The following is a 22,969-nucleotide window of genomic DNA, read 5'->3' on the forward strand; positions in this document are numbered from 1 at the left end:
TGCCGCGAGAAGTTCATGTTGAACCGAGGCACAACATAACACTCGATTCTGTCAAGCCGGCTTGATCTAGCTCAATCCTTCAACGCGCCGGCGCGCATCGCCAGACGGACCAGCTCGGAGAGGCTGTTCGCGCCCATCTTGGTCATCACGTTGGCGCGGTAGACCTCGATCGTGCGCGGGCTGATGTCGTATTCGCGCGCGATGAGCTTGTTGGAGAGGCCGGCCATCAGGCCGTCCATCACCTGGCGCTCGCGCGGGCTGAGACTCGCGACGCGGGCGAGAATGTCCTGCGTCACAGACTCGTTCTTCGCCGCAGGTTCAGCCTGCTTGATCGCCGTTTCGATCATCGCGACGAGGCGCTCGTCCTCGAACGGCTTTTCGAGAAAGTCGACGGCGCCGAGCTTCATCGCCTCGACCGCAAGCGGCACGTCGCCGTGGCCGGTCATCACCAGGATAGGGAAGCCGCTGCCTGTCGTCTTCATGCGCTTGAGCAGCTCGATGCCGTCGATGCCCGGCATCCGCACGTCGGAGACGACGCAGCCGAAGCCGAGCGTCGGCAACCGATCGAGGAAGGACTGCGCATTCTCGAACAGCGTGACGTCGAAGCCCGAGGAATCGAGCAGGAAGTTGAGCGAATCCCGCATCGCCTCGTCGTCGTCGATCACATAGACCCTTCCCCGTTCAGCCATCATGCTCAACCTTGGTTGGAGCGGCGGGCAGGGTGAAGCGGAATGTCGCGCCGCCTGCCTCGTTGTTTTCGGCCCACATGCGCCCGCCATGGGCCTCGATGATGGAACGGCTGATCGACAGGCCGACTCCCATTCCGGTATCCTTGGTGGTGAAGAAGGTCTTGAAAAGGTTGGGCATGACGTCGTCGTGGAACCCCGTCCCGGTATCCGAGACGGCGACCTCGATCAAGTCGTCGCCGACCCGGCGATTGGTCGCCGCGAGCTCGCGCCGCGCGGAATGCGACATCGCCTCGAGCGCGTTGCGAAACAGATTGACCAGCACCTGCTGGATCTGCACGCGGTCGGCCAGCACCAGGTCGGCATCCGGATTGAGCTGAAAGCGCAACTGGACGTTCTGCTCGCGCGCGCCGGCAAGGCCGAGCGCTCCGGCTTCCTCGATCAGCTTCGACAGGCTTTCGACGCGCTTTTCCGATTCACCGCGCGAGACGAAGTCGCGCAGGCGGCGGATGATCTGGCCGGCGCGGATCGCCTGCTCGGCGGCGCGGTCCATCGCGCTTTCGATCTTCCCCGTGTTCGGATCGCTGCTGCCGGCGAGCAGCCGGCGCGAGCCCTTCATGTAGTTGCTGATGGCGGCGAGCGGCTGGTTGAGCTCGTGCGCCAGCGCCGAGGCCATCTCGCCCATCGCGCTGAGCCGCGAGACATGGACCAGCTCGGACTGCAGCTCGCGCAGCCGCGCCTGCGTCTGCTGATGCTCGGTGAGGTCATGGGCGAAGCCGGTGAAATAGGGCTTGCCGCCGGACTGCATCTCGCCGATCGACAGATGCATCGGGAAGGTCGTGCCGTCGCGCCGCAGCCCGGTCACGATACGGCCGATGCCGATGATGTGGCGCTCGCGGGTGCCGTGATAACGGGTGAGATAGCCGGCATGGCGCGAGCGGTCGGGCTCCGGCATCAGCTCGCTGACGTCGAGGCCGACCGCTTCCTCCTCGGTGTAGCCGAACATTCGCTCGGCCGCGGCGCTGAAGAACTGGATGATGCCGCCGCCGTCGATCACGATCATCGCGTCGGGCACGGTGTCGAGGATCGAGCGGAAGTGCTGCTCGCGCAGCCGCAACGCTTCCTCGAGCCGCTTCTCCTGGTCGATGTCCAGCGCGATGCCGCGCAGATGACGCGGCTGGCCGTCGTCGCCGGGCACCACGCCGGCAAGCACGCGAATCCAGTGTCCGCCGTTCGGCACCCTGAACGACATGTCGAACCAGGTGCCCTGGTGGCGCGCATGCTCGATCGCCGCTTCGACCGGGGCACGATCCTGGGCCCCGAGCAGGGCCAGGAAGGCCCCGTAAGTCACCGGCTGGTCTTGCGGGATCCCGAACAGCTTGCGCGTGGTCGCGGACCAGTAGAAGTCGCCGGTGGCGAAGTCGAGATCCCACGCGCCGAACCCCAACGCATGGGCATCTTCGGGACGGACGGACGCATCCGGAAAAGGTTGAGTGACGCCGCGCACTTCAAGACTTTCGAATCGATTCGCCGTGGTTCAGAGAGAAGCCGTTTTGCCGAAAACCCGTGCTGCCAAAACCCGTTCTGCCGCAAGCCCACTTGCCGAGAGGCCGTCTTGCCGCCACCGGGCCAGGGCGGCCGGGACGAGCCATTCTATACCAGATTGAGCCGTTGCCACCCGGGTTGACTTGAACTTTGGTCCGAGAATTCAAGGCTTTCTCTGATTCCGACCGGTTCCATCGGGCGCTGGCTGTCCGAGTTCCACGGCCGCACCTTGATCTATCTCATCACGGGGCGCGATTTCACCCCTAAGAGCTGCATGGAAGCATTGTTTGGAGAGGCGGGATGACATTGGCGACTGTCATGGTGAGCCTTGCGTTCAACCAGCCGAATGAAGCCCGCCTTCAGGTCGCAGCCGATCTCGCGGCCCGATTCGACGCGGGCTTGATGGGCGTTGCCGCCGCAGAATTTGCGCCGCCGCTGTATTTCACGACCGGCGAGCAGGCTCAGGACCTCATCGAGCAGGGCGAAGCCGCCCTGCAGGCCAGGCTCGGCGAGCTCGAGCAGCAGTTCCGCGCGGTGATCGGCGATCGCGCCGCGCCGTTGAGCTGGCGCAGCGCGCTGGATTTTCCCGTCCGCCACGTGCTGGCACAGGCGCGTGCCGCCGACATCCTCGTCGCCGGCAGCATGCCCTCCGGCGTGTCCGATGCTTACGCGACCGCCAGTCCGAAGGACCTCGTGATGCAGGCCGGCCGGCCGCTGCTCGTGGTGCCGGATACCGCGAGCTGGCTGGACCTCGGCACCGTCCTGGTGGCCTGGAAGGAGACGCCGGAGGCGCGACGCGCCGTCACCGATGCGCTGCCGCTGCTCGCCAAGGCAAGCGACGTGGTCGTCGTCGAGATCCTCGAGAACACCTCGGAATTCGACGCCTGCGAGGCGCGGCTCGACGATGTGGTTGCCTGGCTCGGCCGGCACGAGATCGTTGCCTCGGCCCGCGTCGAGGAGCCGGGGCAGGGGCGCAATGTCGCCGCGAGGCTCGACGCCGTCGCCGACGATCTCGCCGCGGGTCTCATCGTGGCCGGCGCCTATGGCCATTCGCGCTTCCGCGAGCTCGTGCTGGGCGGCGTCACCGAGCATCTCGTGACACGCGCCGATCGCTGCGTGCTGCTGTCGCACTGAATTTCAACCGCTCCATCCGAGAACAGGATTGCCGCCTTGTACAAATTTCTCGAGGACACCGCTGGCAGCTACATGACGCGGACCATCACCACCGTGACCCGCGAGACGACGATTCGCGAGCTCGGCGAGATGTTCGACCGCGACGATTTCAACACCTACCCCGTCGTCGAGAACGACGAGGTCATCGGCATCGTCACCAAGTTCGATGTGTTGAAGTGCTTCGCCTTCACGCCCAACCAGATGCTGCCGCGCTACAGCGACCTGATGAACCGGACGGTTGCCGATGTGATGACGTCCGAGTTCATCTATGTCAGGCCCGACACCAAGCTGACGCGCGTGCTGCAGCTGATGGTCGAGCACCGCATCCGCAGCCTTCCCGTGACCGACGGCGACAACCGCCTGGTCGGCATCATCGCCCGCGAGGACATCGTGCGGGCGCTCGCGGCGGCCGCCAAGGACTGACGGCGGACAGACGCCGCGCGCGGCCTCAACTGATACGGAAGTCTAAGACCGACATCGTCCCGTACGCTCTCAGCGTGCGGGACGATGTGCTTGCGCGGTCTGCGCTGCGCTGAGTTCGGCAACATTCCGGCTGTTTACCGGCGAACCGGTCGCAAGGTTGATTTCGATCAATTCCACGTGTGGGCGATTATGGTTGCTGGTCTCGTGTTCTTTCAGCGAGATTCCGCATGAGCGCGTCCTCACCCACAAAATCCATGACCATCGGCGAGAGCGGGCTGACGCTCACTTTCGCCGTCACCGCCTTCTTGTGTATCTTCGCTGCGGCGAAGGCACTCGATACGGCCTTCGCGTTTCACGCCTCGCTCGCGGCTGCCGCCAGCGCGGCGTCCGTCTTCTTCATCCTCAACCGCTACTTCGAGCGCGGCGAGCTGCCGGCGCAGGAGATCAACGGCCGGCCGAACTACAATCTCGGCCCGATCAAGTTCTCCTCGTTCATGGCCATGTTCTGGGGCATCGCCGGCTTCGCCGTCGGCCTCATCATCGCCTCGCAGCTCGCCTGGCCGGCGCTGAACTTCGATCTGCCCTGGACCAGCTTCGGCCGCCTGCGGCCGCTGCACACCTCGGCGGTGATCTTCGCGTTCGGCGGCAACGTGCTGCTGGCGACGTCGTTCTACGTCGTGCAGCGCACCTGCCGCGTCCGCCTCGCCGGCGACCTCGCGCCGTGGTTCGTGGTGATCGGCTACAACTTCTTCATCCTGATCGCGGGCACCGGCTATCTGCTGGGCGTCACCGAAGGCAAGGAGTACGCCGAGCCGGAGTGGTACTCGGATCTGTGGCTGACGATCGTCTGGGTGGTCTATCTGCTCGTCTTCCTGACGACGATCATCAAGCGCAAGGAGCCGCACATCTTCGTGGCGAACTGGTTCTACCTGGCCTTCATCGTCACGATCGCGGTGCTGCATCTCGGCAACAATCCGGCGCTTCCGGTGTCGTTCTTCGGCTCCAAGTCCTACATCGCCTGGGGCGGCGTGCAGGATGCGATGTTCCAGTGGTGGTACGGCCACAACGCGGTCGGCTTCTTCCTGACCGCCGGCTTCCTCGCCATCATGTACTACTTCATCCCGAAGCGGGCGGAGCGGCCGGTCTATTCCTACCGGCTGTCGATCATCCACTTCTGGGCGCTGATCTTCCTCTACATCTGGGCCGGCCCGCACCACCTGCACTACACGGCGCTGCCGGACTGGACGCAGACGCTCGGCATGACCTTCTCGATCATGCTGTGGATGCCCTCCTGGGGCGGCATGATCAACGGCCTGATGACCCTGTCGGGAGCGTGGGACAAGCTGCGGACCGACCCGGTGCTGCGCATGCTGGTCGTCTCGGTCGCCTTCTACGGCATGTCGACCTTCGAAGGTCCGATGATGTCGATCAAGGTGGTCAACTCGCTCAGCCACTACACCGACTGGACCATCGGCCACGTGCACTCCGGTGCGCTCGGCTGGGTCGGCTTCGTGTCCTTCGGCGCGCTGTACTGCCTGGTGCCGTGGATCTGGAACCGCAAGGGTCTCTACAGCCTCAAGCTGGTGAACTGGCACTTCTGGACGGCCACGCTCGGCATCGTGCTCTACATCTCCGCGATGTGGGTCTCGGGCATCCTGCAGGGTCTGATGTGGCGGTCCTACACGGCGCTCGGCTTCCTCGAATACTCCTTCATCGAGACCGTCGAGGCGATGCATCCCTTCTACATCATCCGTGCCGCCGGTGGCGCGCTGTTCCTGATCGGCTCACTCATCATGGCCTACAATCTCTGGATGACGGTCCGTGTCGGTGAGGAAGAGGTTCAGTCCCCCGTCGCCCTTCAGCCGGCGGAGTGAGGTATCCAACCATGTCATTCTGGCAACGACACCAAGTCTTCGAGAAGAACTCGATCATCCTGGTCATCGGCATCCTGCTGGTGATCGCGATCGGCGGCCTCGTCGAGATCACTCCGCTCTTCTACCTGAAGAGCACGATCGAGGCGGTCGACGGCGTGCGTCCCTACACGCCGCTGGAATTGGCCGGCCGCAACATCTATGTCCGCGAGGGCTGCTATCTCTGCCACTCGCAGATGATCCGTCCGCTGCGTGACGAGGTGGAGCGCTACGGTCACTTCTCGCTCGCCGCGGAGAGCATGTACGACCACCCGTTCCAGTGGGGCTCCAAGCGCACGGGTCCTGACCTCGCCCGCGTCGGCAGCAAGTACTCCGACGACTGGCACGTCACCCATCTGACCAACCCGCGCGCCATCGTTCCGCAGTCGATCATGCCCGGCTATCCCTTCCTGAAGGAGACCGAGCTGAACGCCGACAACGTCGCCGATCATCTCAAGACGTTGCGGGCGGTGGGAGTGCCCTACACCGACGACCAGATCGCCAACGCCGCCGCCGATTTGAAGGCGCAGGTCGATCCGGACGGTCCCGGCGCGGAGGCGCTCACCAAGCGCTATCCGAAGGCGGTGGTGCGCAACTTCGACGGCAAGGCGGGTGCGCCGACCGAAATGGATGCGCTGGTGGCTTACTTGCAGATGCTCGGCACCCTGGTGGACTTCAAGATCTACAACGAAAAAGCCAATCTGCGCTGAGATCGAGAGGCGAGCATCATGAAACCCATCATTGCCATCGAAAACATCGCGTCGTCACTCGTGACGACGCTGTGGACCCCGATCTTCTTCGCGATCTTCATCGCGATCGTGACCTATGCCCTCTGGCCTCGCAACAAGGCCGCTTTCGACGAGGCGGCGAGCATGCCGTTGCGGGAGGAGTAATTCAACATGGCTGACCATTCTGAAGTCGACAGCGTCTCCGGCACCGCCACCACGGGCCATGCCTGGGACGGCATCAAGGAGCTCAACACGCCGCTGCCGCGGTGGTGGGTGATCACCTTCTACATCACCATCGTCTGGGCGATCGGCTACTGGATCGTGTATCCGGCCTGGCCGACCATCACCAGCAACACCAAGGGCCTGTTCGGCTACTCGTCCCGCGCGGACGTGGCGGTCGAGCTCGCCAATCTCGAGAAGATCCGCGGTGACAAGATGGCGGCGCTGGCAACCGCCTCGCTCGCCGACATCGAGAAGGATCCGCAGATGCTGGCCCTGGCGCGTGCCAAGGGCAAGACCGTGTTCGGCGACAATTGCGCCGCCTGCCACGGGACGGGCGCTGCGGGAGCCAAGGGCTTCCCGAACCTGAACGACGACGACTGGCTGTGGGGTGGCTCGCTGGAGCAGATCCAGCAGACGCTGCTGTACGGCGTTCGCTCGGGTCACCCGAAGACTCGTGAAGGCCAGATGCTCGCCTTCGGCAAGGACGGAACGCTCAAGCCGGCGGAGATCATCACGGTCGCCAACTATGTCCGGTCGCTGTCGGGCCTGCCGACCCGCCAGGGCTATGACGCGGCCGCCGGCGCCAAGATCTTTGCCGAGAACTGCGTCGCCTGCCATGGCGACAACGCCAAGGGCAATCCGGAGGTCGGCGCGCCGAACCTTACGGACAAGATCTGGCTGTACGGCTCGGACGAGGCGACCCTGATCGAGACCATCACCAATGGCCGCGCCGGTGTCATGCCGGCCTGGGAGGGCCGTCTCGACCCGACCACGATCAAGGCGATGGCGGTCTATGTCCACTCGCTGGGCGGGGGAAAGTAACGGAAATCCAACCGAACCTTCCCTTCAATTGAGCTGGATCAACTGCGCGGCCGGAGGTGGGCATACCTTCGGCCGCAACTGCGAGAAGACCCCCCAGCCATGAATCAGACGGTAAATCCCGAGGACCTGAAGCCTCAAGAGGCGCAACAAGTGGACGACTACGGTCCGCTGTACGCGCCCACCAAGAAGGTCTACCCGCAGAGTGTCTCCGGTACGTTCCGGCGGATCAAATGGGGCCTGATGGGCGTCTGCCTCGGCGTCTATTACTTTCTGCCGTTCGTGCGCTGGAATCGCGGCCTCGGTGCGCCCGATCAGGCGGTGCTGATCGACTTCCCCAACCGCCGCTTCTATTTCTTCTTCATCGAGCTGTGGCCGCAGGAGGTGTATTATTTCACCGGCCTGCTGATCATTGCCGCGATCGCGCTGTTCCTGATGAACGCGATCGGCGGCCGCATCTGGTGCGGCTATCTCTGCCCGCAGACGGTCTGGACCGATCTGTTCTACGCCGTCGAGCGCCTGGTCGAGGGCGACCGGCGCGAACGGATGAAGAAGGATGCGTCGGACGATCCGATGAAGCTGCAGCGGATCTCCGAGATCGTCCTCAAGCACTCGATCTGGCTCCTGATCGCCTGGTGGACTGGCGGCGCCTGGGTGCTCTACTTCAGCGATGCGCCGACCTTGGTGAAAGACCTCGTCACCTTCCAGGGCCCCCCGCTCGCCTATATCTGGATCGCGATCCTGACCGCGACGACCTACACGCTCGCCGGCTTCATGCGCGAGCAGGTCTGCGTCTACATGTGCCCGTGGCCGCGCATCCAGGCGGCACTGACCGACGAATGGGCCCTGAACGTCACCTATCGCTACGATCGCGGCGAGAACCGGATGTCGGTCAAGAAGGCCGCCGAATTGCGTGCGCTGGGCCAGCCGGCCGGCGACTGCATCGACTGCAAGCAATGCGTGGCGGTGTGCCCGACCGGCATCGACATCCGCGACGGCGCGCAGATGGACTGCATCCAGTGCGGCCTGTGCATCGACGCCTGCGACACGGTCATGACCAAGATCGGCCGCCCAACGCGGCTGATCGGCTATGACAACGATATCAACATCCATCGCCGCCAGGAAGGCAAGCCGCCGGTCTACAAGCTGGTCCGCGCCCGCACCGTTGCCTATGCCGCGATCATCGCGGTGGTCGGCGGCGCCATGGTCTACAAGCTCGCGACCCGCTCGCTGCTCGACGTCAACGTGCTGCACGATCGCAACCCGATCGCGATCAAGCTGTCCGACGGCTCGATCCGCAACGCCTATACGGTGCGCGTGCTCAACAAGCACGGCTTCGACCGCGTCATCGCCATCGACATCGAAGGCCCGGTCAACGCCACCGTGCACGTCGTCGGCACCGACTCGGTGACGCCCGACCGTCCGATGATCGTGATCGGCCGCGACCAGACCGAGGAGCTGCGGCTGCTCGTGACCGCGCCGGAGGAGAGCAATCCCGACAAGTCGATCCCGGTGAAGTTCCACGTCACCGACATCGGTCTCGGCGTCGTCGCTTCCGCCACCGACAATTTCGTCAGCCCGTAGTATCGAAGGAGCCCTTGCATGGCCAGCCGTTCCCAACCGTCGTTCCAGCTGACCGGACGCATGGTGCTCGCGATGCTCCTGGGCTTCTTCGGGCTCGTGATAGGCGTCAACGTCACCATGATGAAGATGGCGATCTCGACCTTGCCCGGCACCGACGTCGACAGCGCCTACAGCGCGAGCCTCGGCTACGAGAAGGAGATCGCGGCCGCGCGCGATCAGGAAGCGCGGCGCTGGAAGGTCGAGGCGCATGTCGAGCGGAGCGCCGCTGGGGCGGCGGTGGTGCAGGTCAATGCGCGCGATGCCAGCGGCAATCCGATCTCGGGTCTGACATTTCAGGGGCGCCTCGAGCGGCCCGCCGATAAGCGCGCCGACCAGGAGGTCGATCTCGCCGAGATCGGCGGCGGCGTCTATCGCGGCACGGCGGAGGCGATCGCGCCGGGCCAGTGGGATCTCGTGCTCGAAGGTGATTCCAGCGGTCGGCGGCTGTTCCTGTCGAAGAACCGCGTGCTGCTGAACTGAAGGACTGACTGATCATGCACGTGACGCGTGACTTCTCCCACTATGTGAAAGATCTCGGCAAGGGCCTCAAGCACATCGACCTCGCGGTCGAGGGCGTGAGCTGCGCCGGCTGCATGGCCAAGATCGAGCGCGGCTTGTCGGCGCTGCCGGATGTGACCTTGGCGCGCGTCAATCTCACCGACCGCCGCGTCGCGCTGGAGTGGAAGCAGGGCACGCTCGATCCGGCAAAATTCATCGATCGCCTCGCCGAGCTCGGCTACAAGGCCTATCCGTTCGAGAAGGCGAGCGCAGAGGCCACCGAAGCCGAGGAATCGCGCTTCCTCCTGCGCTGCCTCGGCGTCGCGGCGTTCGCGACCATGAACGTGATGATGCTGTCGATCCCGGTCTGGTCCGGCAATGTCAGCGACATGCTGCCGGAGCAGCGCGACTTCTTCCACTGGCTGTCGGCCGTGATCGCGCTGCCGGCCGCGGCCTATGCCGGCCAGCCGTTCTTCCGCTCGGCGTGGCGCGCCTTGAAGACCGGTAACGTCAACATGGACGTGCCGATCTGCATCGGCGTGATCCTGGCCTTGGGCATGTCGATCGTCGAGACGTTCCATCACGCCGAGCACGCTTATTTCGATGCCGCGATCATGCTGCTGACCTTCCTCCTGGTCGGCCGCTATCTCGATCAGAACATGCGGCGGCGGACCCGGGCGGTCGCCGGCAATCTCGCCGCGCTGAAGGCGGAGACCGCGACCAAGTTCATCGGCCCGGATGAAATCTCCGAGGTGCCCGTGGCCGCCGTCCGCGCCGGCGATCTGGTGCTGCTGCGCCCCGGCGAGCGTTGCGCCGTCGACGGCGTCGTGATCGAGGGCCGCTCCGAGATCGACCAGAGCCTGATCACCGGCGAGACGCTGTATGTGCCGGCCGAGCAGGGCACCGCGGTCTATGCCGGCTCGCTGAACATTTCCGGCACGCTGCGCGTCCGCGTCTCGGCCGCCGCCGAGGGCACGCTGCTCGCCGAGATCACGCGCCTGCTCGACACAGCGCTGCAGGCGCGCTCGCGCTACATGCGGCTCGCCGATCGCGCCTCGCGGCTGTATGCGCCGGTGGTGCACGCCACCGCCGCGCTGACGGTGCTGGGCTGGGTGCTGGCCGGCGCGAGCTGGCACGATGCCATCGTCACCGGCATCGCCGTGCTGATCATCACCTGTCCCTGCGCGCTCGGCCTTGCCATTCCCACCGTGCAGACGGTCGCCTCCGGCGCGATGTTCAAGTCAGGCGTGCTGCTCAATGCGGGCGACGCGATCGAGCGGCTCGCCGAGGCCGATCACGTGATCTTCGATAAGACCGGCACCTTGACCTTGCCGGAGCTCGAAGTGGTCAACGCCGCCGACATTCCGGCGGATGTCTTCTCCGTCGCCGGCCAGCTCGCGCTGTCGAGCCATCACCCCGTGGCGGCGGCGGTCGCGCAGGCCGCGAAGTCGCGGTCGCCGCTGATGGGCGCGGTCGAGGAGCCCGGGCAGGGCGTGCGCGCGGTGGTCGATGGCGTCGAGCTCCGGCTTGGCCGTCCCTCCTTCTGCGACGCCGAGGCGCTGGTGGCGCAGAGCGCCAGCGTCGATCCCGAAGCGTCCGTCGTGGCCTTCTGCCGTGGCGATCAAAAATATCTGTTCTCCGTGCGCCAGGGTTTGCGTCCCGATGCCGCGAAGATCGTCGCCGGCCTGCAGCGCCGCGGCATCAAGGTCGAAATCCTCTCGGGCGATCGCGAGGCGGCCGTCGCCGCCGCCGCGAAGGCGCTCGGGATCAGCGAATGGCGCGCCGGCGTCACCCCGGCCGACAAGATCGCTCGCGTCGAAGAGCTGAAGCGCGCCAACGTCAAGGTCATGATGGTCGGCGACGGCATGAACGACGCGCCGTCGCTCGCTGCCGCGCATGTCTCGATGTCGCCGATCTCGGCTGCGCATCTCAGCCAGGCTACCGCCGATCTCGTCTTCCTCGGCCGTCCCTTGGCGCCGGTGCTGGCCGCGATCGACTATGCGCGCAAGGCGCTGCATCTGATGCGGCAAAATCTCTGGCTCGCGGTGCTCTACAATCTGTTCGCCGTGCCGCTCGCCATCAGCGGCGTCGTCACGCCCTTGATCGCGGCCGCCGCGATGTCGGGCTCGTCGATCCTGGTGATGCTGAATGCGCTGCGCGCCCGCAAGGTCCGCGAGGAGGCCGCGTCATGGAAGTGATGATCATTCTCGTCCCGCTCGCACTCGCACTGGGCTTGGCCGGCCTGGTCGGCTTCCTCTGGTCGCTGAAGAGCGGCCAGTACGAGGATCTCGAAGGCGCCGCCTGGCGCGCTATCGCTGATGACGACGAGCCGGCGCCGCCGGCTCAGCCGGACGCCGCGCCGAGCCGGCCTTGAGCATCTGACGTCGTCAGCCGGCCCGCCAACAGCGCCGCGACGACCAGCACCGCCGCGATGCCGGCGACGCAGGCGCTCCAGCCGACCCTGTCGAACAACTGGCCGAGCACGGCCGTGCCGACGATGCCGCCGGCAAAATAGCTGGCGAGATAGAGACCGCTGGCGACACCCTGATCGTGCGTGGCGGCCTTGCCCACAAAGCCGGTGGTCACGGCCTGCGCGAAGAAGGTGCCGGCGCCGACCAGCACCATGCCGCTCAGCACCAGCGCGAGCCGTGGCGACAGCATCAGCAACAGCCCTAGTCCCGCGAGCCCCAGCGATCCCCAGATCGCAGGCCGGATGCCTGTCCGCGCGGCGATCCGTCCTGCGAGCAGGGTGGTGAGGATCGACGGCAAGAACACGACATAGACGAGCCCCAGGTGCATCATGCCGAGCGAGAGCGGCGGCCGCACCAGCACGAAGTTCACGAAGGTGAACGCACCGATGAAGGCGAACAGGATGCAGAAGCCGAGGCCGAATGCCGCGCGCAGGCGGCTGTTGCCGAGGTGGTCGAGGATGGCCGCGCTCCGCAGCGCGCTCGCGACACCTGCCATCATGCCGCCGCGTCCGAGCGTGCCGCCGACCAGCAAGGCGCCGCCGAGATTGAGCGCGGCGAAGACGTAGAAGGTGGGCGCGAGGCCGAGCTCGCCGGTCAGACTGGCTGAGAGCAGGCGCCCGACGAGGTTGCTCGCGACATTGCCGGCGATATAGGCCGCGAACGCGCCGCCGGCCTCGCTCATGCTGCACTGCTCGCCGAGATGCGCCAGAGTGAGCGCGAACGCCGACGCCATGCACAGGCCCTGCAGGATGCGCAGACCTGCGAACACCGCAAGGTTTGGCGCGCTCGCGAGCAGCGCTGTGAAGACCGAGAGCAGCGCCAGGCTGCAGACGATCCCGATGCGGCGATCGATCAGCGGGCTGAGCAGGCCGGTCGCCAGGCTGGAGATCGCCATGCCCAGGGTGCAGGCGTTCACCGCAAGACCCATCGCGGCCGGGCTGACCTGGTAGTGCTGAATCAGCGCGGGTAGCATGGCCTGCGCGGCAAACAGATCGACGAGACTGAAGAATGCGATCAGGCCGATCACGACGGCGCGGCGGACCGTGGCCGGAACATGAGCGTGATCGGCTTGCGCCGGCGTTCGTGCGGAGATGTCCGTCATCACCCGTCCTCTCGGCTCGTGCGCGGAAGGCCGGAACGGCGGACCGCCCTTCCACGCCGAGCCGATCATCACGTTGCGTTACATGTTGTGGTCGTTCGGATCCTTGCGGACGTCGCCGACATAGAGGATGACCGTCTCCTTGCCGTCGTTCTTCCACCAATGCGAGGTGCCGAACACCTCCGGCCTGATATCGCCGGCCTTGTGCAGGATTGGCTCGGCGCAGTTGCTGGCATATTCGTAGATCTCGCCCTGCTGCACGAAGATCAGCGCCGGCCGATCATCGTGGCTGTGCCACGGCACGATGCCGCCGGGCGCGATCGTCAGCTTGCGGAAGCGCAGCTCGCGGTCCTTGATGTTCGCCGGCTGCTTCTCCAGGTCGATTGCGCCGAGCGTCACGTCGGTGACGCCGACGGCCTTCACGTCGACTTTCTCGCGCACGCCGGCCTTGATCTTGTCGGCCGGGCATTCGCCAGCGTGGGCCGCGGATCCGGTCGCGGCCAATCCGGCGAGCAGCGCCGTCGTCATCAGGAGCATCTTGATCCTGAATCGTCCCGGTGTCCTTGCGTCCATGTCATGCCTCCAAATGATGTGCGCCGTGTCGTGCGGCGTTTCGCGGAAGCAAGCATGGCTTCGGATCGCGGATCGTGGAAATATAGGTTGGCTCTCGTCACCATAGCGCTCCGCTATCCCGGCCCATCCCGATAACCGCCCGCTATGGCCTCCATCGCGTGAAGGCATTTCATGCCGGCGCGGAGTTCATGTCTGCTTGCCGTACGTCCTGCCTGGCACATTTGAAACCGCTGACTGCTCCTTTCTCGCGAAGGGCTCTCAGCAAGGATCCGGCAGAGCCTTGCAGATTTTGGTGCCGGCTGTTTGCCGCTCACCTCATAAGCGACTAAGAAAGCGGTTCTCGATGATCGATCAGTTTGATCGTGGCCTGCTCGGTCAGGATGAGCACGAGCAGCCTAGTCAGTCGTATGCGCGAGACCGGTGGATGGCTGATGTTCGGCCGCCTCCAGCAGAGGAGCTGCACATGACGGCACTCTCTCCCGACGATGCCGAGCGCTTGCGGCAGGCGTTCCTGCAATGCCGCGGCAGCGCCGCAACGCTGCGTGAGCAACTGGAGGCCTATGCTGCGGCGGGCCGCGAGATCTTCCCGGCCTACGCGGACGCGGTCGACCGGCTGGTGACGCGGCTGCAGGCGAATGGCGGCGGTGAGAACGCGCCGCGCTTGGGCGAGGTGATGCCGCCATTCGTTCTGCCGGACGAGACCGGGCGGCTGGTCGATCTGCCGTCACTGCTGGCGACGGGGCCCGTCGCCGTGATGTTCTTTCGCGGCCACTGGTGTCCGTATTGTCGGCTCAGCGCCATCGCGCTCGTCCGCGCCCAAGAGCGCATTCGCGCGACTGGCGGCCGGCTCGTCGCCATCACACCGGAGCTGCAGTCCTTTGCACAGCGCTTCAAGGCCGAGACGGGGGCCGACTTTCCAGTGCTGAGCGATCTCGACAACGGCTATGCCTTGTCGCTCAACCTCGCGATCTGGCTCGGCAGCGACATCCGCGAACTGCTGGCGCATCAGGATTTCGCCGCCTTTCACGGCAACCAGGGCGGCCTGCTGCCGATCCCTGCGGTCTTCGTCGTCGGCCGGGACGGCCTCGTCAAGGCGCGCTACATCGATCCTGATTTCCGTCGCCGGATGGAGATCGACGATCTCGTTGCCGCGCTCGCGCAGGCCGCCCCCGCCTGATCATGCCGGTGAGCGCGCTCACGCCAGCTGACCCAGCCATTTCTGCCAGTCCCTGCCGCGCAACATGCGCATGACCGCGGATGCGACGGCGGTCCGCTCGCGGCCGGCGACGCCATAAAGGTGGATCGTCCGCCGCGCGTCGAGTCCATCCAGCGCCGTGCGCCGCAGCGTCGCCGGCAGTCTGGTGGTCTGCGGCACCACGCCGATGCCGACCCCGGCCTCGACCAATGCGATCAGGTCGCGCTCGGAATGGACGTCATGGCTGCGCTCGATCTCGACGCCGAGCTCCCGCAGCTGCGTTCGCAGCCGCTCGCCATGCTCGCAATAGCCCCGCGACAGCAGCGCATCGCGGCCGAGTTCCGCGACGGCGATCGTGTCCTGCGCGGCGAGCCGATGCCTGTCGCTCACCGCGACGTCGAAATCCTCGGTGAACAGCGGCCACACATCGAGCCGATCCCAGATCTCGCCGATCTCGGCGGCGATGCCGAGTTCGGCGTCGCCGCTCTTGAGATAGTCCGCAACCGCGCGGCTGCTGCCGCGCAGGAATCTGAACTCGAGCTTGTTGAACTGCCGCTGCAACTGCTCGAGCATCGGAAGCAGCACGGCGAGGTCGACCGAATTGGCGAGCGCGATCCTGAGCGTGCCGACCTCGCCACTCTTGAAGGACGAAGCAAGGGTACGTGCGCCGGCGGCGGCCTCGTAGCACTGCTTCAGCAGCGGATACATGCGCTCGCCGAGCTCGGTCAGCTGTGCGGCCGGCCGCTCGCGCCTGAACAGGTCGCCGCCGAGCTCGGCCTCGAGCTGCTTGATGGCGCGGGTCAGCGAGGGCTGCGTGACGTTGCATTCCTCGGCCGCGCGCGTGAAGTGCAGCAGCCGGGCGACGGCAAGAAAATACCGGACCTGATGCATTTCCATGGATCGCTCCGTTCCACCGGGCCCAGATCGCCCGGCTTCAATCTGACTGGGGACTACCAACTGGCATCACCCGATGGCGATAGAGGCATCCTATCGTACGGCAAGCCAAACGGCATTTCCGCCGGTCACTCTCGCCCGGCAGATTACCCGTGATCGAGCAATCCACGAAGTGATCGAAGGATACGCCATGGCTGCAGATACGATGACGACCGGGGCTTCGTTACGTTCGCTGGCCGGCCGCGTCGTCGTGGTCACGGGGTCGACCAGCGGCATCGGCCTCGGCATCGCGCGCGGCGGCTGGACCGCGCACTGACGGTGCGGTGTAACAAGAGAACTCGCAACAACGAACAACAACCGAACATGCATCACACAGGAGGGGAGACATGGCCGAGGTCAATGATGGTTCGCGGATGATCTTCGATCGCAGCAAGCTGCCCGGGCAGGTGGTCCTCGTTCTCCAGGGCGGCGGCGCGCTGGGATCGTATCAGGCCGGCGTCTATCAGGCGCTGCACGAGGCGGGCCTCGAGCCGGACTGGGTGATCGGAACGTCGATCGGAGCCATCAATGCCGCGCTGATCGCCGGCAGTCCGGGACAGGAGCGGATGGCGCGGCTGCACGAGTTCTGGAAGCGGATGCACCACCGGCCGGGCTGGACGCTGCGCACGGCCTTCCCGGATTTCAACGACCGCCTGTCCTATTGGACCACCGTGACGCATGGCATTCCCGGCTTCTTCCGTCCCAACGCGCTGGCCCATGCCGGTGACGCCTATCCGCTCGGGGCCGAGCAGGCGGGCTACTACTCGACAGGCCCGCTGCGCGAAACGCTGCAGGAGCTGGTCGACTTCGATCTCCTGAACAAAGCCGGGCTTCGTCTCACGGTGGGCGCCGCGCATGTCCAGAGCAGCCGGATGCATTACTTTGACAGCCGCGACGCCGCGATCGATATACGTCACATCCTGGCCTCGGGCGCATTGCCGCCGGCCTTTCCCGCGGTGCGCATCGACGGCGAGTTGTATTGGGATGGCGGCATCCTGTCGAACACGCCGACCGAGGTGGTGTTCGACGACAACCCGCGCAAGAACTCTCTGATCTTCGCGGTGCATTTGTGGAATCCGCACGGCCCGGAGCCCGTGACGATGGCGGAGGTGTTCAACCGTCACAAGGACGTCCAGTATTCGAGCCGGATCGCCAGCCATATCGTCCGCCAGCAGCAGACGCACCGCTTGCGGCACATCATCAACGAGCTGGCTGCGCGGCTGCCGGAGCATCTGCGCAACGATCCGGCCGTTCGCGAGCTTGCCAGCTACGGTTGCCAGACGCGCATGCATGTCGTCCGGCTGTTGGCGCCGCAACTGGAGCGCGAGAGCCATACCAAGGACATCGACTTCAGCGAACGCGGGATCACGATGCGCTGGAGCGCCGGTTATCAGCACACCCGCTCCGCGCTGGAGCAGATGCCGTGGCAGGGCGAGTTCGATCCGCTCTCAGGCGTGGTGCTGCATGAACCGGCGGTGACGGCCGTTGCCGCGGAGTAGCGGACGGCGTTCCTCAGCGGATCATTTGTAGTTAAAGGTGCGGTCGGAGGGCATTTCGATACCGCCCGATCCCCTCGCTTTAAGGGATTAGTCGTCATTCGATCTTAATCATTAAGGCGCGCGGCAGCGGTGCCGCGATCTGCTTTGCCTACCATGGCGGAGTTTGCAGGCCGGTGCGCGTATGCGCGGCGGCGGCTGGAGACTCCGGCCGGGCGCGCAAACATCTGATTAGGAATGGCCGATGTCCGACCGTGCAACGATGCAAAGTCAAACGTTTCAAGCCGAGACCGGCGCGGTCAGTCTCAAATGGAAAATTCTCGCTGGCAATCTGCTGACCGGCTTCTTCGCAATGGCTTTCGCCGTTGCGCTGGCGTGGAGCAGTTGGGGCGATCTGGGCAAGCGCGAGCAGGCGGCACGGGTGCTGGATGCCTTTGAGCTGGTGCTGAAAGTGAATGCCCAGATCCCGCTGGAACGGAATATCTGGAATCTGCTGGCTGCTCCGGCGCCTGCTTCGGCTGACGATGCCGCCAAGCTCGACAAGACGATCGCGAGCACGGACGACCTGCTCAACCAGGCCAAGTCATCCGCCAAGGCGGCGGGATTGGCGACCAGCAACATGGAAGCCGCCGAGCAGACACTTCGCGGCATCCGGTCCGCTGCCCGCGGTGCGGTAGGGCTGCCAGCAGCGCAGCGTCCAGCGAATATCCAGGCGGCGACGATCGACGGTCTCGGCCGCGCCGCCGAGTCATTGAATGCTGCGATCGACGCGACCGCAATCGAGCTGTCGCGGGTCGGTGGAGACGTCGAGAACCTGTTGCCGTCGGGTCAGCTGGCGCAGCTGTCGCAGTCGATGCGGACGATCAACGGTGCTCGCTCGGCGGTACTGCGGTTCTTCATTCAAAACATCAGTTGGACGCCGGCGCGTCTCGCCGAGGTGACCGAGCAGAGCGGTCAGGTGACCCTGCTGTGGCAGCAGATCGAACTCGCCGCGCGCAGCGTGCGCGACAATCCGGACGTCAGCTCTGCGCTCGAACATGTTCGTTCGACGCTGATGGGCGATGGTGAGCGACGTTATCGTCAGATCGTCAACGCCGCTCGCGACAGCCAACCCTCGCCGGTCACCCCGGAGGAGTGGGGCCGCTGGACCACGCCGATGCTGAACAATGTCAACGTGCTGCGCGACGCGGCGCTGACCTCGGCGCATCAGTCGATCGATCAGGCGATCGCCGCGGCGCGGATGCGGCTGTTCATTGCGCTCGGCGTTCTCCTGGTCGTCGCGGCAGTTTCGGTCGCCGTCGTCATCGGCGTCGTGCGCGGCGTCATCGGTCCGCTGGTCGGCCTGACCGGCGTGACCCTGCGCCTCGCCAATGGCGAGCTCAGCGCCGATATTCCGAACGAGTCCCGCAAGGACGAGATCGGCGCGATGGCCCGCGCGCTGAGGATCTTCAAGGACGCCCTGATCGCCAAGAAGGAGTCCGACGAAGCCGCCGCGCGCGACGCGCAGGCGCAGATCGATCGCGCCCGCCGGCTCGATACGCTCACCCGCAATTTCGAGGCGACGATCGCCGACATCGTCAACACCGTGTCCTCGGCCGCGTCAGGGTTGGAGAGCTCGGCCGACACGCTGACCAGCACGGCGAACCGCTCCAAGGAGCTCAGCACGGTGGTCGCGGCCGCCTCCGAAGAAGCTTCCGCCAACGTGCAGTCAGTCGCCTCGGCGACCGAGGAGCTGTCGTCGTCGGTCAACGAGATCAGCCGGCAGGTGCAGTCGTCCGCGCGCATGGCTGGCGACGCCGTGCAGCAGGTGCGCCAGACCAACGGCCGCGTGGCCGAGTTGTCGCAGGCCGCGGCGCGCATCGGCGACGTCGTCGAGCTGATCAACACCATCGCCGGCCAGACCAACCTGCTGGCGCTCAACGCCACCATCGAGGCGGCGCGCGCGGGCGATGCCGGCCGTGGCTTCGCCGTGGTCGCGACCGAGGTGAAGGCGCTGGCCGAGCAGACCGCCAAGGCCACCGACGAAATTTCGCAGCAGATTTCCGGCGTCCAGGCGGCGACCCAGGAATCGGTCAATGCGATCCAGGCGATCAGCGCGACGATCGAGCGGCTCGCGGAGATCGGCGCGGCAATCGCCGCGGCGGTCGAGGAGCAGGGGGCCGCGACCCAGGAAATCTCCCGCAACGTTCAGCAGGCCGCCCACGGCACCCAGCAGGTCTCGTCCAACATCACCGACGTGCAGCGCGGCGCCACCGAAACCGGCTCGGCGTCGGCCGAGGTGCTGTCCTCGGCGAAGTCGCTGGCGGGCGACTCCAACCGCCTCAAGCGCGAGGTCGGAAATTTCCTCGAGGCGGTGCGGGCGGCGTAAGCTAAGGCAACCATGCGCGAAATCGAAAAGCCCGGACGAGTGTCCGGGCTTTTTTTGCTCAACCGTAGCCCGGATGAGCGCAGCGATATCCGGGATCTCACGAGCTGTGGAGATGAACCCGGATGTCGCTGCGCTCATCCGGGCTACGCATTCTCGCTACGACGCCAGCATCTTCCGGTACAGCGCGTTGTAGCAGGCGGCTGAAAGGTCCCAGCTGAATGATCGCGCCATCGCAGACAGCCGCATCGCGTTCAACTGCTCGGTGCGCCTGAAGGCCGAGAAGGCGCGTTTGACGCCGCCGAGAAACGATTCCGCCGACGGCTTTTCAAAAAGGAATCCGGTCTCGCCGTCGGTGATGGTCTCGGCGAGGCCGCCGGTCTGGTGGCCGATCGGCAGCGAGCCGAAGCGCTGCGCATACATTTGGCTGAGGCCGCACGGCTCGAACCGCGACGGCATCAAGGTGAAGTCGCTGCCGGCGAAGATGCGCCGCGCCTGGGCGTCGTTGAAGCCGATGGCGACGCCGATCGCATCCGGGCGGCGGCGATGAGCGTCCATCAGCGCACGCTCGATTGCCGGCTCGCCGGTTCCGGTGACGACGATCTGGCCGCCCGCGCCGACGATCTCGTCGGCGGCCTCCAGCACCAGATCGATGCCCTTCTGATGCACCAGCCGCGCGACGATGCCGAACATCGGACCACGCGAGACCGCCAGCCCGAACTGTTTGCGGACGTAGTCGGCGTTGGCCTTCTTGCCGTTCCAGTCGCCAGCGGCAAAGGGCTGCGCCAATTGCTGGCAGTAGCGGGGATCCCAGCTCTCGTCGATGCCGTTGAGGATGCCGGTCAGCTCATGGGCGTTGGAGCGCTGCCGCAGCAGGCCCTCCAGGCCGCAGCCGAGCTCGGATGTCGTGATCTCCTTGGCATAGGTCGAGCTGACGGTCGTCAGGTGCGACGCATAGACAAGCCCACCTTTCAGGAACGACAGCTTGTCGTAGAACTCCAGCCCGTCGATGTGGAACGAGGATTCCGGCGCGCCGATCCGCCGCAGCGACTCGCGCGGGAACAGGCCTTGGTAGGCGAGGTTGTGGATGGTCAGGATCGATGGCACGTCGACCCCGCGCCACGCCAGATAGGCCGGGACCAGCGCCGCCTGCCAGTCATTGGCGTGAACCAGGTCCGCCGCCCAGCTCTTGTCCAGCGTGCCGGCGGCGAGCTCGGCCGCCGACGCGGCGAGGCGGCCGAAGCGGATGTCGTTGTCCGCCCAGTCCTGGCCGCTCTCGTCGCCATAGGGGTTCCCAGGCCGGTCGTACAGCTCGTCGCAGAGCAGGACGTAGACCGGCAGGCCGTCGCGGGTCGATGATCGGCCGAGCGCGCAGCTAGGCATTTCTGCCAGCGGATCGCAGCGGCCGACGATCTCGATATGTGTGAGTTGCTCGATCACGTCCCGGTAGCCGGGCAGCATGATCCTGACGTCGGTGTGAGAGCGCAGTGCCCGGGGAAGTGCCGCGGAAACCGCAGCCAGTCCGCCCACCCGGACGAAATCGTCCATTTCGGTCGTAACGAACAGAACCCGCAAGAGATGTCCTCGATCAAGCCCCATGTTCGTCCTATGCAAGAAAGGGTCCAAATTCTGTCATCAACAAAAAGCGATGCCGCAGCGCCGCGAAAGGCCAAACGCGCTCGACATCGATTGGTTCGATCTGGACAAGACAGGCACGGCGTCCGATGGCTTACGCTTCGTAAATGCGAGGATGGGCTGGCCTCCAGCCACGTCCGGCACAGAAGAAACGCCGACAACAGGGAGCTGCACGCGTGAGTCTAGATCGAGAGCATGAGAGCCGTTTGACAGGATGCTTCGAAGGCCTGCGCGTGCTGGACTTTTCGACGACGATCGCCGGCCCGCACTGTGCCCGCATGCTTGCAGATATGGGTGCGGAGGTGATCAAGATCGAGTCAGCCGAAGGTGAAACCATGCGCACGCGGCCGCCAATGCGGCATGGCTGCTCTACCGCTTTTGGTCAGCTCAACGTCGGCAAGAAGAGCGTCGTGCTGGATCTCAAGTCACGCGAGGGCGTCGATGCTGTGTGTCGGCTGGTCGCCGACGCGGATGTCCTGGTCGAGAACTTCCGGCCCGGCGTGATGCAGCGGCTCGGGCTCGACTACGCCGCGCTGAGCGCGCGCAATCCGCGGCTGATCTACTGCTCGATCTCGGGCTACGGCCAGACCGGCCCGTCGGCGGAACTGCCGGCCTATGCGCCGGTGATCCATGCCGCCTCGGGCTATGACATGGCGCATCTCGCCTACCAGCCGGGGCGGGATCGCCCGGACTATTGCGGCATCTATCATGCCGACGTCGTCACCGGGACGTATGCCTTCGGCGCCATTGCCTCCGCTCTGTATCAGCGCGAGCGTACCGGCCGCGGCCAGCACATCGACTGCTCGATGCTGGAATCGATGCTGAGCCTGACCTTGAACGAAATCCAATGGTCGCAATTTCCGGTGGTCCAGCCGTCCCGGCCGACCTTCGGCCCGGCGGCGTGCCGGGACGGCTACGTGATGATCGCCATCGCCAGCGAGAAGACGTTCCAGAACCTGATGTCGGTGATCGGTCATCCCGAATGGACGAGCGATGCCCGGTTCGCCAGATATTCCGACCGGCGGGCAAATTGGGGTGCGCTGATGGACGGGGTCGAGGCCTGGTCGGGCCGGCTTAGCGTTGCCGACTGCGTCGCGGCGTTGAACTCCGGCGGCGTGCCGAGCTCCGCCTATCGCAGCGTTGCCGAGGCATTGGCCGATCCGCAGATCGCCCATCGCGGTGCCCTGGCTGACGTCGAGGACGACGCCGGCAGCTTCAAGGTCGTCAACCTGCCGTTCCGAATGTCAGAGGCGAAGGTCGCGGCCGGCCCGCGTGCGGCGAGCCTCGGCGAGCACACCGCCGAGGTCCTCCGCGAGGCGGCCGCGAACGCGCGCGACAATGGCTGAGGTTGCTGAGGCAAAGGCTGCAGGGCTGCCATGAGCACGCGCCATGCGGGCGGCCTTGCTGCTCCCCACGTTTCCAGCCAATGTTCCGGCCATCGCAAGAACAGTCCGGATCCGCCGGACGCGCCATGCCGGGAGGAGATGTCGAGGCCCGCTTGCCCCAGCGCAAGCCGTCGCCCGTCGGTCCCGTCGTGACGCCGTCCGGTCCTGCTAGTGCCGGACCACGGGAGTG

At 65.6% G+C, this 22,969-nt stretch carries 21 protein-coding genes; 15 read left to right on the forward strand and 6 right to left on the reverse strand.

Annotated elements, in window-relative coordinates; translation table 11 throughout:
- Positions 1-71 precede the first annotated feature (71 nt).
- Positions 72-689, reverse strand: coding sequence for a response regulator FixJ (gene fixJ / locus BRADO_RS11405; RefSeq protein ID WP_011925473.1), 618 nt, complete (start codon positions 687-689; stop codon positions 72-74).
- Entirely contained in the window at positions 682-2,133 is a 1,452-nt protein-coding gene (gene fixL / locus BRADO_RS11410; RefSeq protein ID WP_244423021.1) for a sensor protein FixL, read from the reverse strand. Before fixL ends, fixJ begins: the two co-directional genes overlap by 8 nt.
- 398 nt (positions 2,134-2,531) lie before the next feature.
- On the opposite strand from fixL, the gene BRADO_RS11415 reads away from it, so the two are divergent.
- From BRADO_RS11415 to ccoS, 10 genes are all read left to right on the forward strand, one after another.
- The gene (locus BRADO_RS11415; RefSeq protein WP_041756379.1) at positions 2,532-3,365 is read left to right on the forward strand and encodes a universal stress protein; all 834 of its coding nucleotides are present in this window, start codon (positions 2,532-2,534) and stop codon (positions 3,363-3,365) included.
- 36 nt (positions 3,366-3,401) lie between these two features.
- Complete coding sequence (locus tag BRADO_RS11420) at positions 3,402-3,827, forward strand: HPP family protein (protein ID WP_008965171.1); 426 nt, start codon at positions 3,402-3,404, stop codon at positions 3,825-3,827.
- A 227-nt stretch (positions 3,828-4,054) separates the two neighbouring features.
- The gene (gene ccoN, locus BRADO_RS11425; RefSeq protein WP_041756380.1) at positions 4,055-5,701 is read left to right on the forward strand and encodes a cytochrome-c oxidase, cbb3-type subunit I; all 1,647 of its coding nucleotides are present in this window, start codon (positions 4,055-4,057) and stop codon (positions 5,699-5,701) included.
- A gap of 11 nt (positions 5,702-5,712) precedes the next feature.
- Positions 5,713-6,447 (forward strand): cytochrome-c oxidase, cbb3-type subunit II, encoded by a 735-nt coding sequence (gene ccoO / locus BRADO_RS11430; RefSeq protein WP_041756381.1) that lies wholly within the window; start codon positions 5,713-5,715, stop codon positions 6,445-6,447.
- 18 nt (positions 6,448-6,465) lie between these two features.
- On the forward strand, positions 6,466-6,630 hold the full coding sequence (locus tag BRADO_RS11435; protein ID WP_035658886.1) for a CcoQ/FixQ family Cbb3-type cytochrome c oxidase assembly chaperone: 165 nt from the start codon (positions 6,466-6,468) through the stop codon (positions 6,628-6,630).
- Positions 6,631-6,636: 6 nt separating this feature from the next.
- On the forward strand, positions 6,637-7,509 hold the full coding sequence (ccoP, locus tag BRADO_RS11440; protein WP_011925478.1) for a cytochrome-c oxidase, cbb3-type subunit III: 873 nt from the start codon (positions 6,637-6,639) through the stop codon (positions 7,507-7,509).
- Positions 7,510-7,608: 99 nt separating this feature from the next.
- Entirely contained in the window at positions 7,609-9,090 is a 1,482-nt protein-coding gene (gene ccoG, locus BRADO_RS11445; protein WP_011925479.1) for a cytochrome c oxidase accessory protein CcoG, read from the forward strand.
- A gap of 18 nt (positions 9,091-9,108) precedes the next feature.
- Positions 9,109-9,609, forward strand: coding sequence for a FixH family protein (locus tag BRADO_RS11450; protein WP_173363497.1), 501 nt, complete (start codon positions 9,109-9,111; stop codon positions 9,607-9,609).
- Positions 9,610-9,623: 14 nt separating this feature from the next.
- Complete coding sequence (locus BRADO_RS11455; RefSeq protein WP_011925481.1) at positions 9,624-11,825, forward strand: cation-translocating P-type ATPase; 2,202 nt, start codon at positions 9,624-9,626, stop codon at positions 11,823-11,825.
- A complete protein-coding gene (ccoS, locus tag BRADO_RS11460; RefSeq protein WP_041756383.1) occupies positions 11,816-12,001 on the forward strand; it encodes a cbb3-type cytochrome oxidase assembly protein CcoS in 186 nt (61 codons plus the stop codon). Before BRADO_RS11455 ends, ccoS begins: the two co-directional genes overlap by 10 nt.
- Here the strand turns inward: ccoS and BRADO_RS11465 are convergent.
- On the reverse strand, positions 11,971-13,200 hold the full coding sequence (locus BRADO_RS11465; RefSeq protein ID WP_041757454.1) for an MFS transporter: 1,230 nt from the start codon (positions 13,198-13,200) through the stop codon (positions 11,971-11,973). The genes ccoS and BRADO_RS11465 overlap by 31 nt on opposite strands.
- Positions 13,201-13,278: 78 nt before the next feature.
- Positions 13,279-13,734, reverse strand: coding sequence for a cupin domain-containing protein (locus BRADO_RS11470; protein WP_050780993.1), 456 nt, complete (start codon positions 13,732-13,734; stop codon positions 13,279-13,281).
- A gap of 499 nt (positions 13,735-14,233) precedes the next feature.
- On the opposite strand from BRADO_RS11470, the gene BRADO_RS11475 reads away from it, so the two are divergent.
- Entirely contained in the window at positions 14,234-14,947 is a 714-nt protein-coding gene (locus BRADO_RS11475) for a peroxiredoxin-like family protein (protein WP_011925485.1), read from the forward strand.
- An 18-nt stretch (positions 14,948-14,965) separates the two neighbouring features.
- On the opposite strand, the gene BRADO_RS11480 is transcribed toward BRADO_RS11475, so the two are convergent.
- Entirely contained in the window at positions 14,966-15,862 is an 897-nt protein-coding gene (locus BRADO_RS11480; protein ID WP_041756384.1) for a LysR family transcriptional regulator, read from the reverse strand.
- A 187-nt stretch (positions 15,863-16,049) separates the two neighbouring features.
- On the opposite strand from BRADO_RS11480, the gene BRADO_RS35875 reads away from it, so the two are divergent.
- The 3 genes from BRADO_RS35875 to BRADO_RS11490 all read left to right on the forward strand — a co-directional run bounded on the left by BRADO_RS35875 (position 16,050) and on the right by BRADO_RS11490 (position 19,762).
- Positions 16,050-16,175, forward strand: coding sequence for a hypothetical protein (locus BRADO_RS35875; protein ID WP_256374614.1), 126 nt, complete (start codon positions 16,050-16,052; stop codon positions 16,173-16,175).
- Positions 16,176-16,245: 70 nt separating this feature from the next.
- Complete coding sequence (locus tag BRADO_RS11485; RefSeq protein WP_011925488.1) at positions 16,246-17,397, forward strand: patatin-like phospholipase family protein; 1,152 nt, start codon at positions 16,246-16,248, stop codon at positions 17,395-17,397.
- A gap of 241 nt (positions 17,398-17,638) precedes the next feature.
- On the forward strand, positions 17,639-19,762 hold the full coding sequence (locus tag BRADO_RS11490; RefSeq protein ID WP_011925489.1) for a methyl-accepting chemotaxis protein: 2,124 nt from the start codon (positions 17,639-17,641) through the stop codon (positions 19,760-19,762).
- Between the two features lie 156 nt (positions 19,763-19,918).
- Here BRADO_RS11490 and glgA read toward each other — a convergent pair whose 3' ends face one another.
- Positions 19,919-21,334, reverse strand: a complete 1,416-nt coding sequence (gene glgA / locus BRADO_RS11495; RefSeq protein WP_041756385.1) for a glycogen synthase GlgA — start codon at positions 21,332-21,334, stop codon at positions 19,919-19,921.
- A gap of 236 nt (positions 21,335-21,570) precedes the next feature.
- Here glgA and BRADO_RS11500 point away from each other — a divergent pair, with 236 nt between their 5' ends.
- Positions 21,571-22,740 (forward strand): CoA transferase, encoded by a 1,170-nt coding sequence (locus tag BRADO_RS11500; protein WP_083794863.1) that lies wholly within the window; start codon positions 21,571-21,573, stop codon positions 22,738-22,740.
- Positions 22,741-22,969: the final 229 nt, after the last annotated feature.

The sequence above is a fragment of the Bradyrhizobium sp. ORS 278 genome (genome assembly GCF_000026145.1).
In the GTDB taxonomy this organism is placed as follows: Bacteria; Pseudomonadota; Alphaproteobacteria; order Rhizobiales; family Xanthobacteraceae; genus Bradyrhizobium.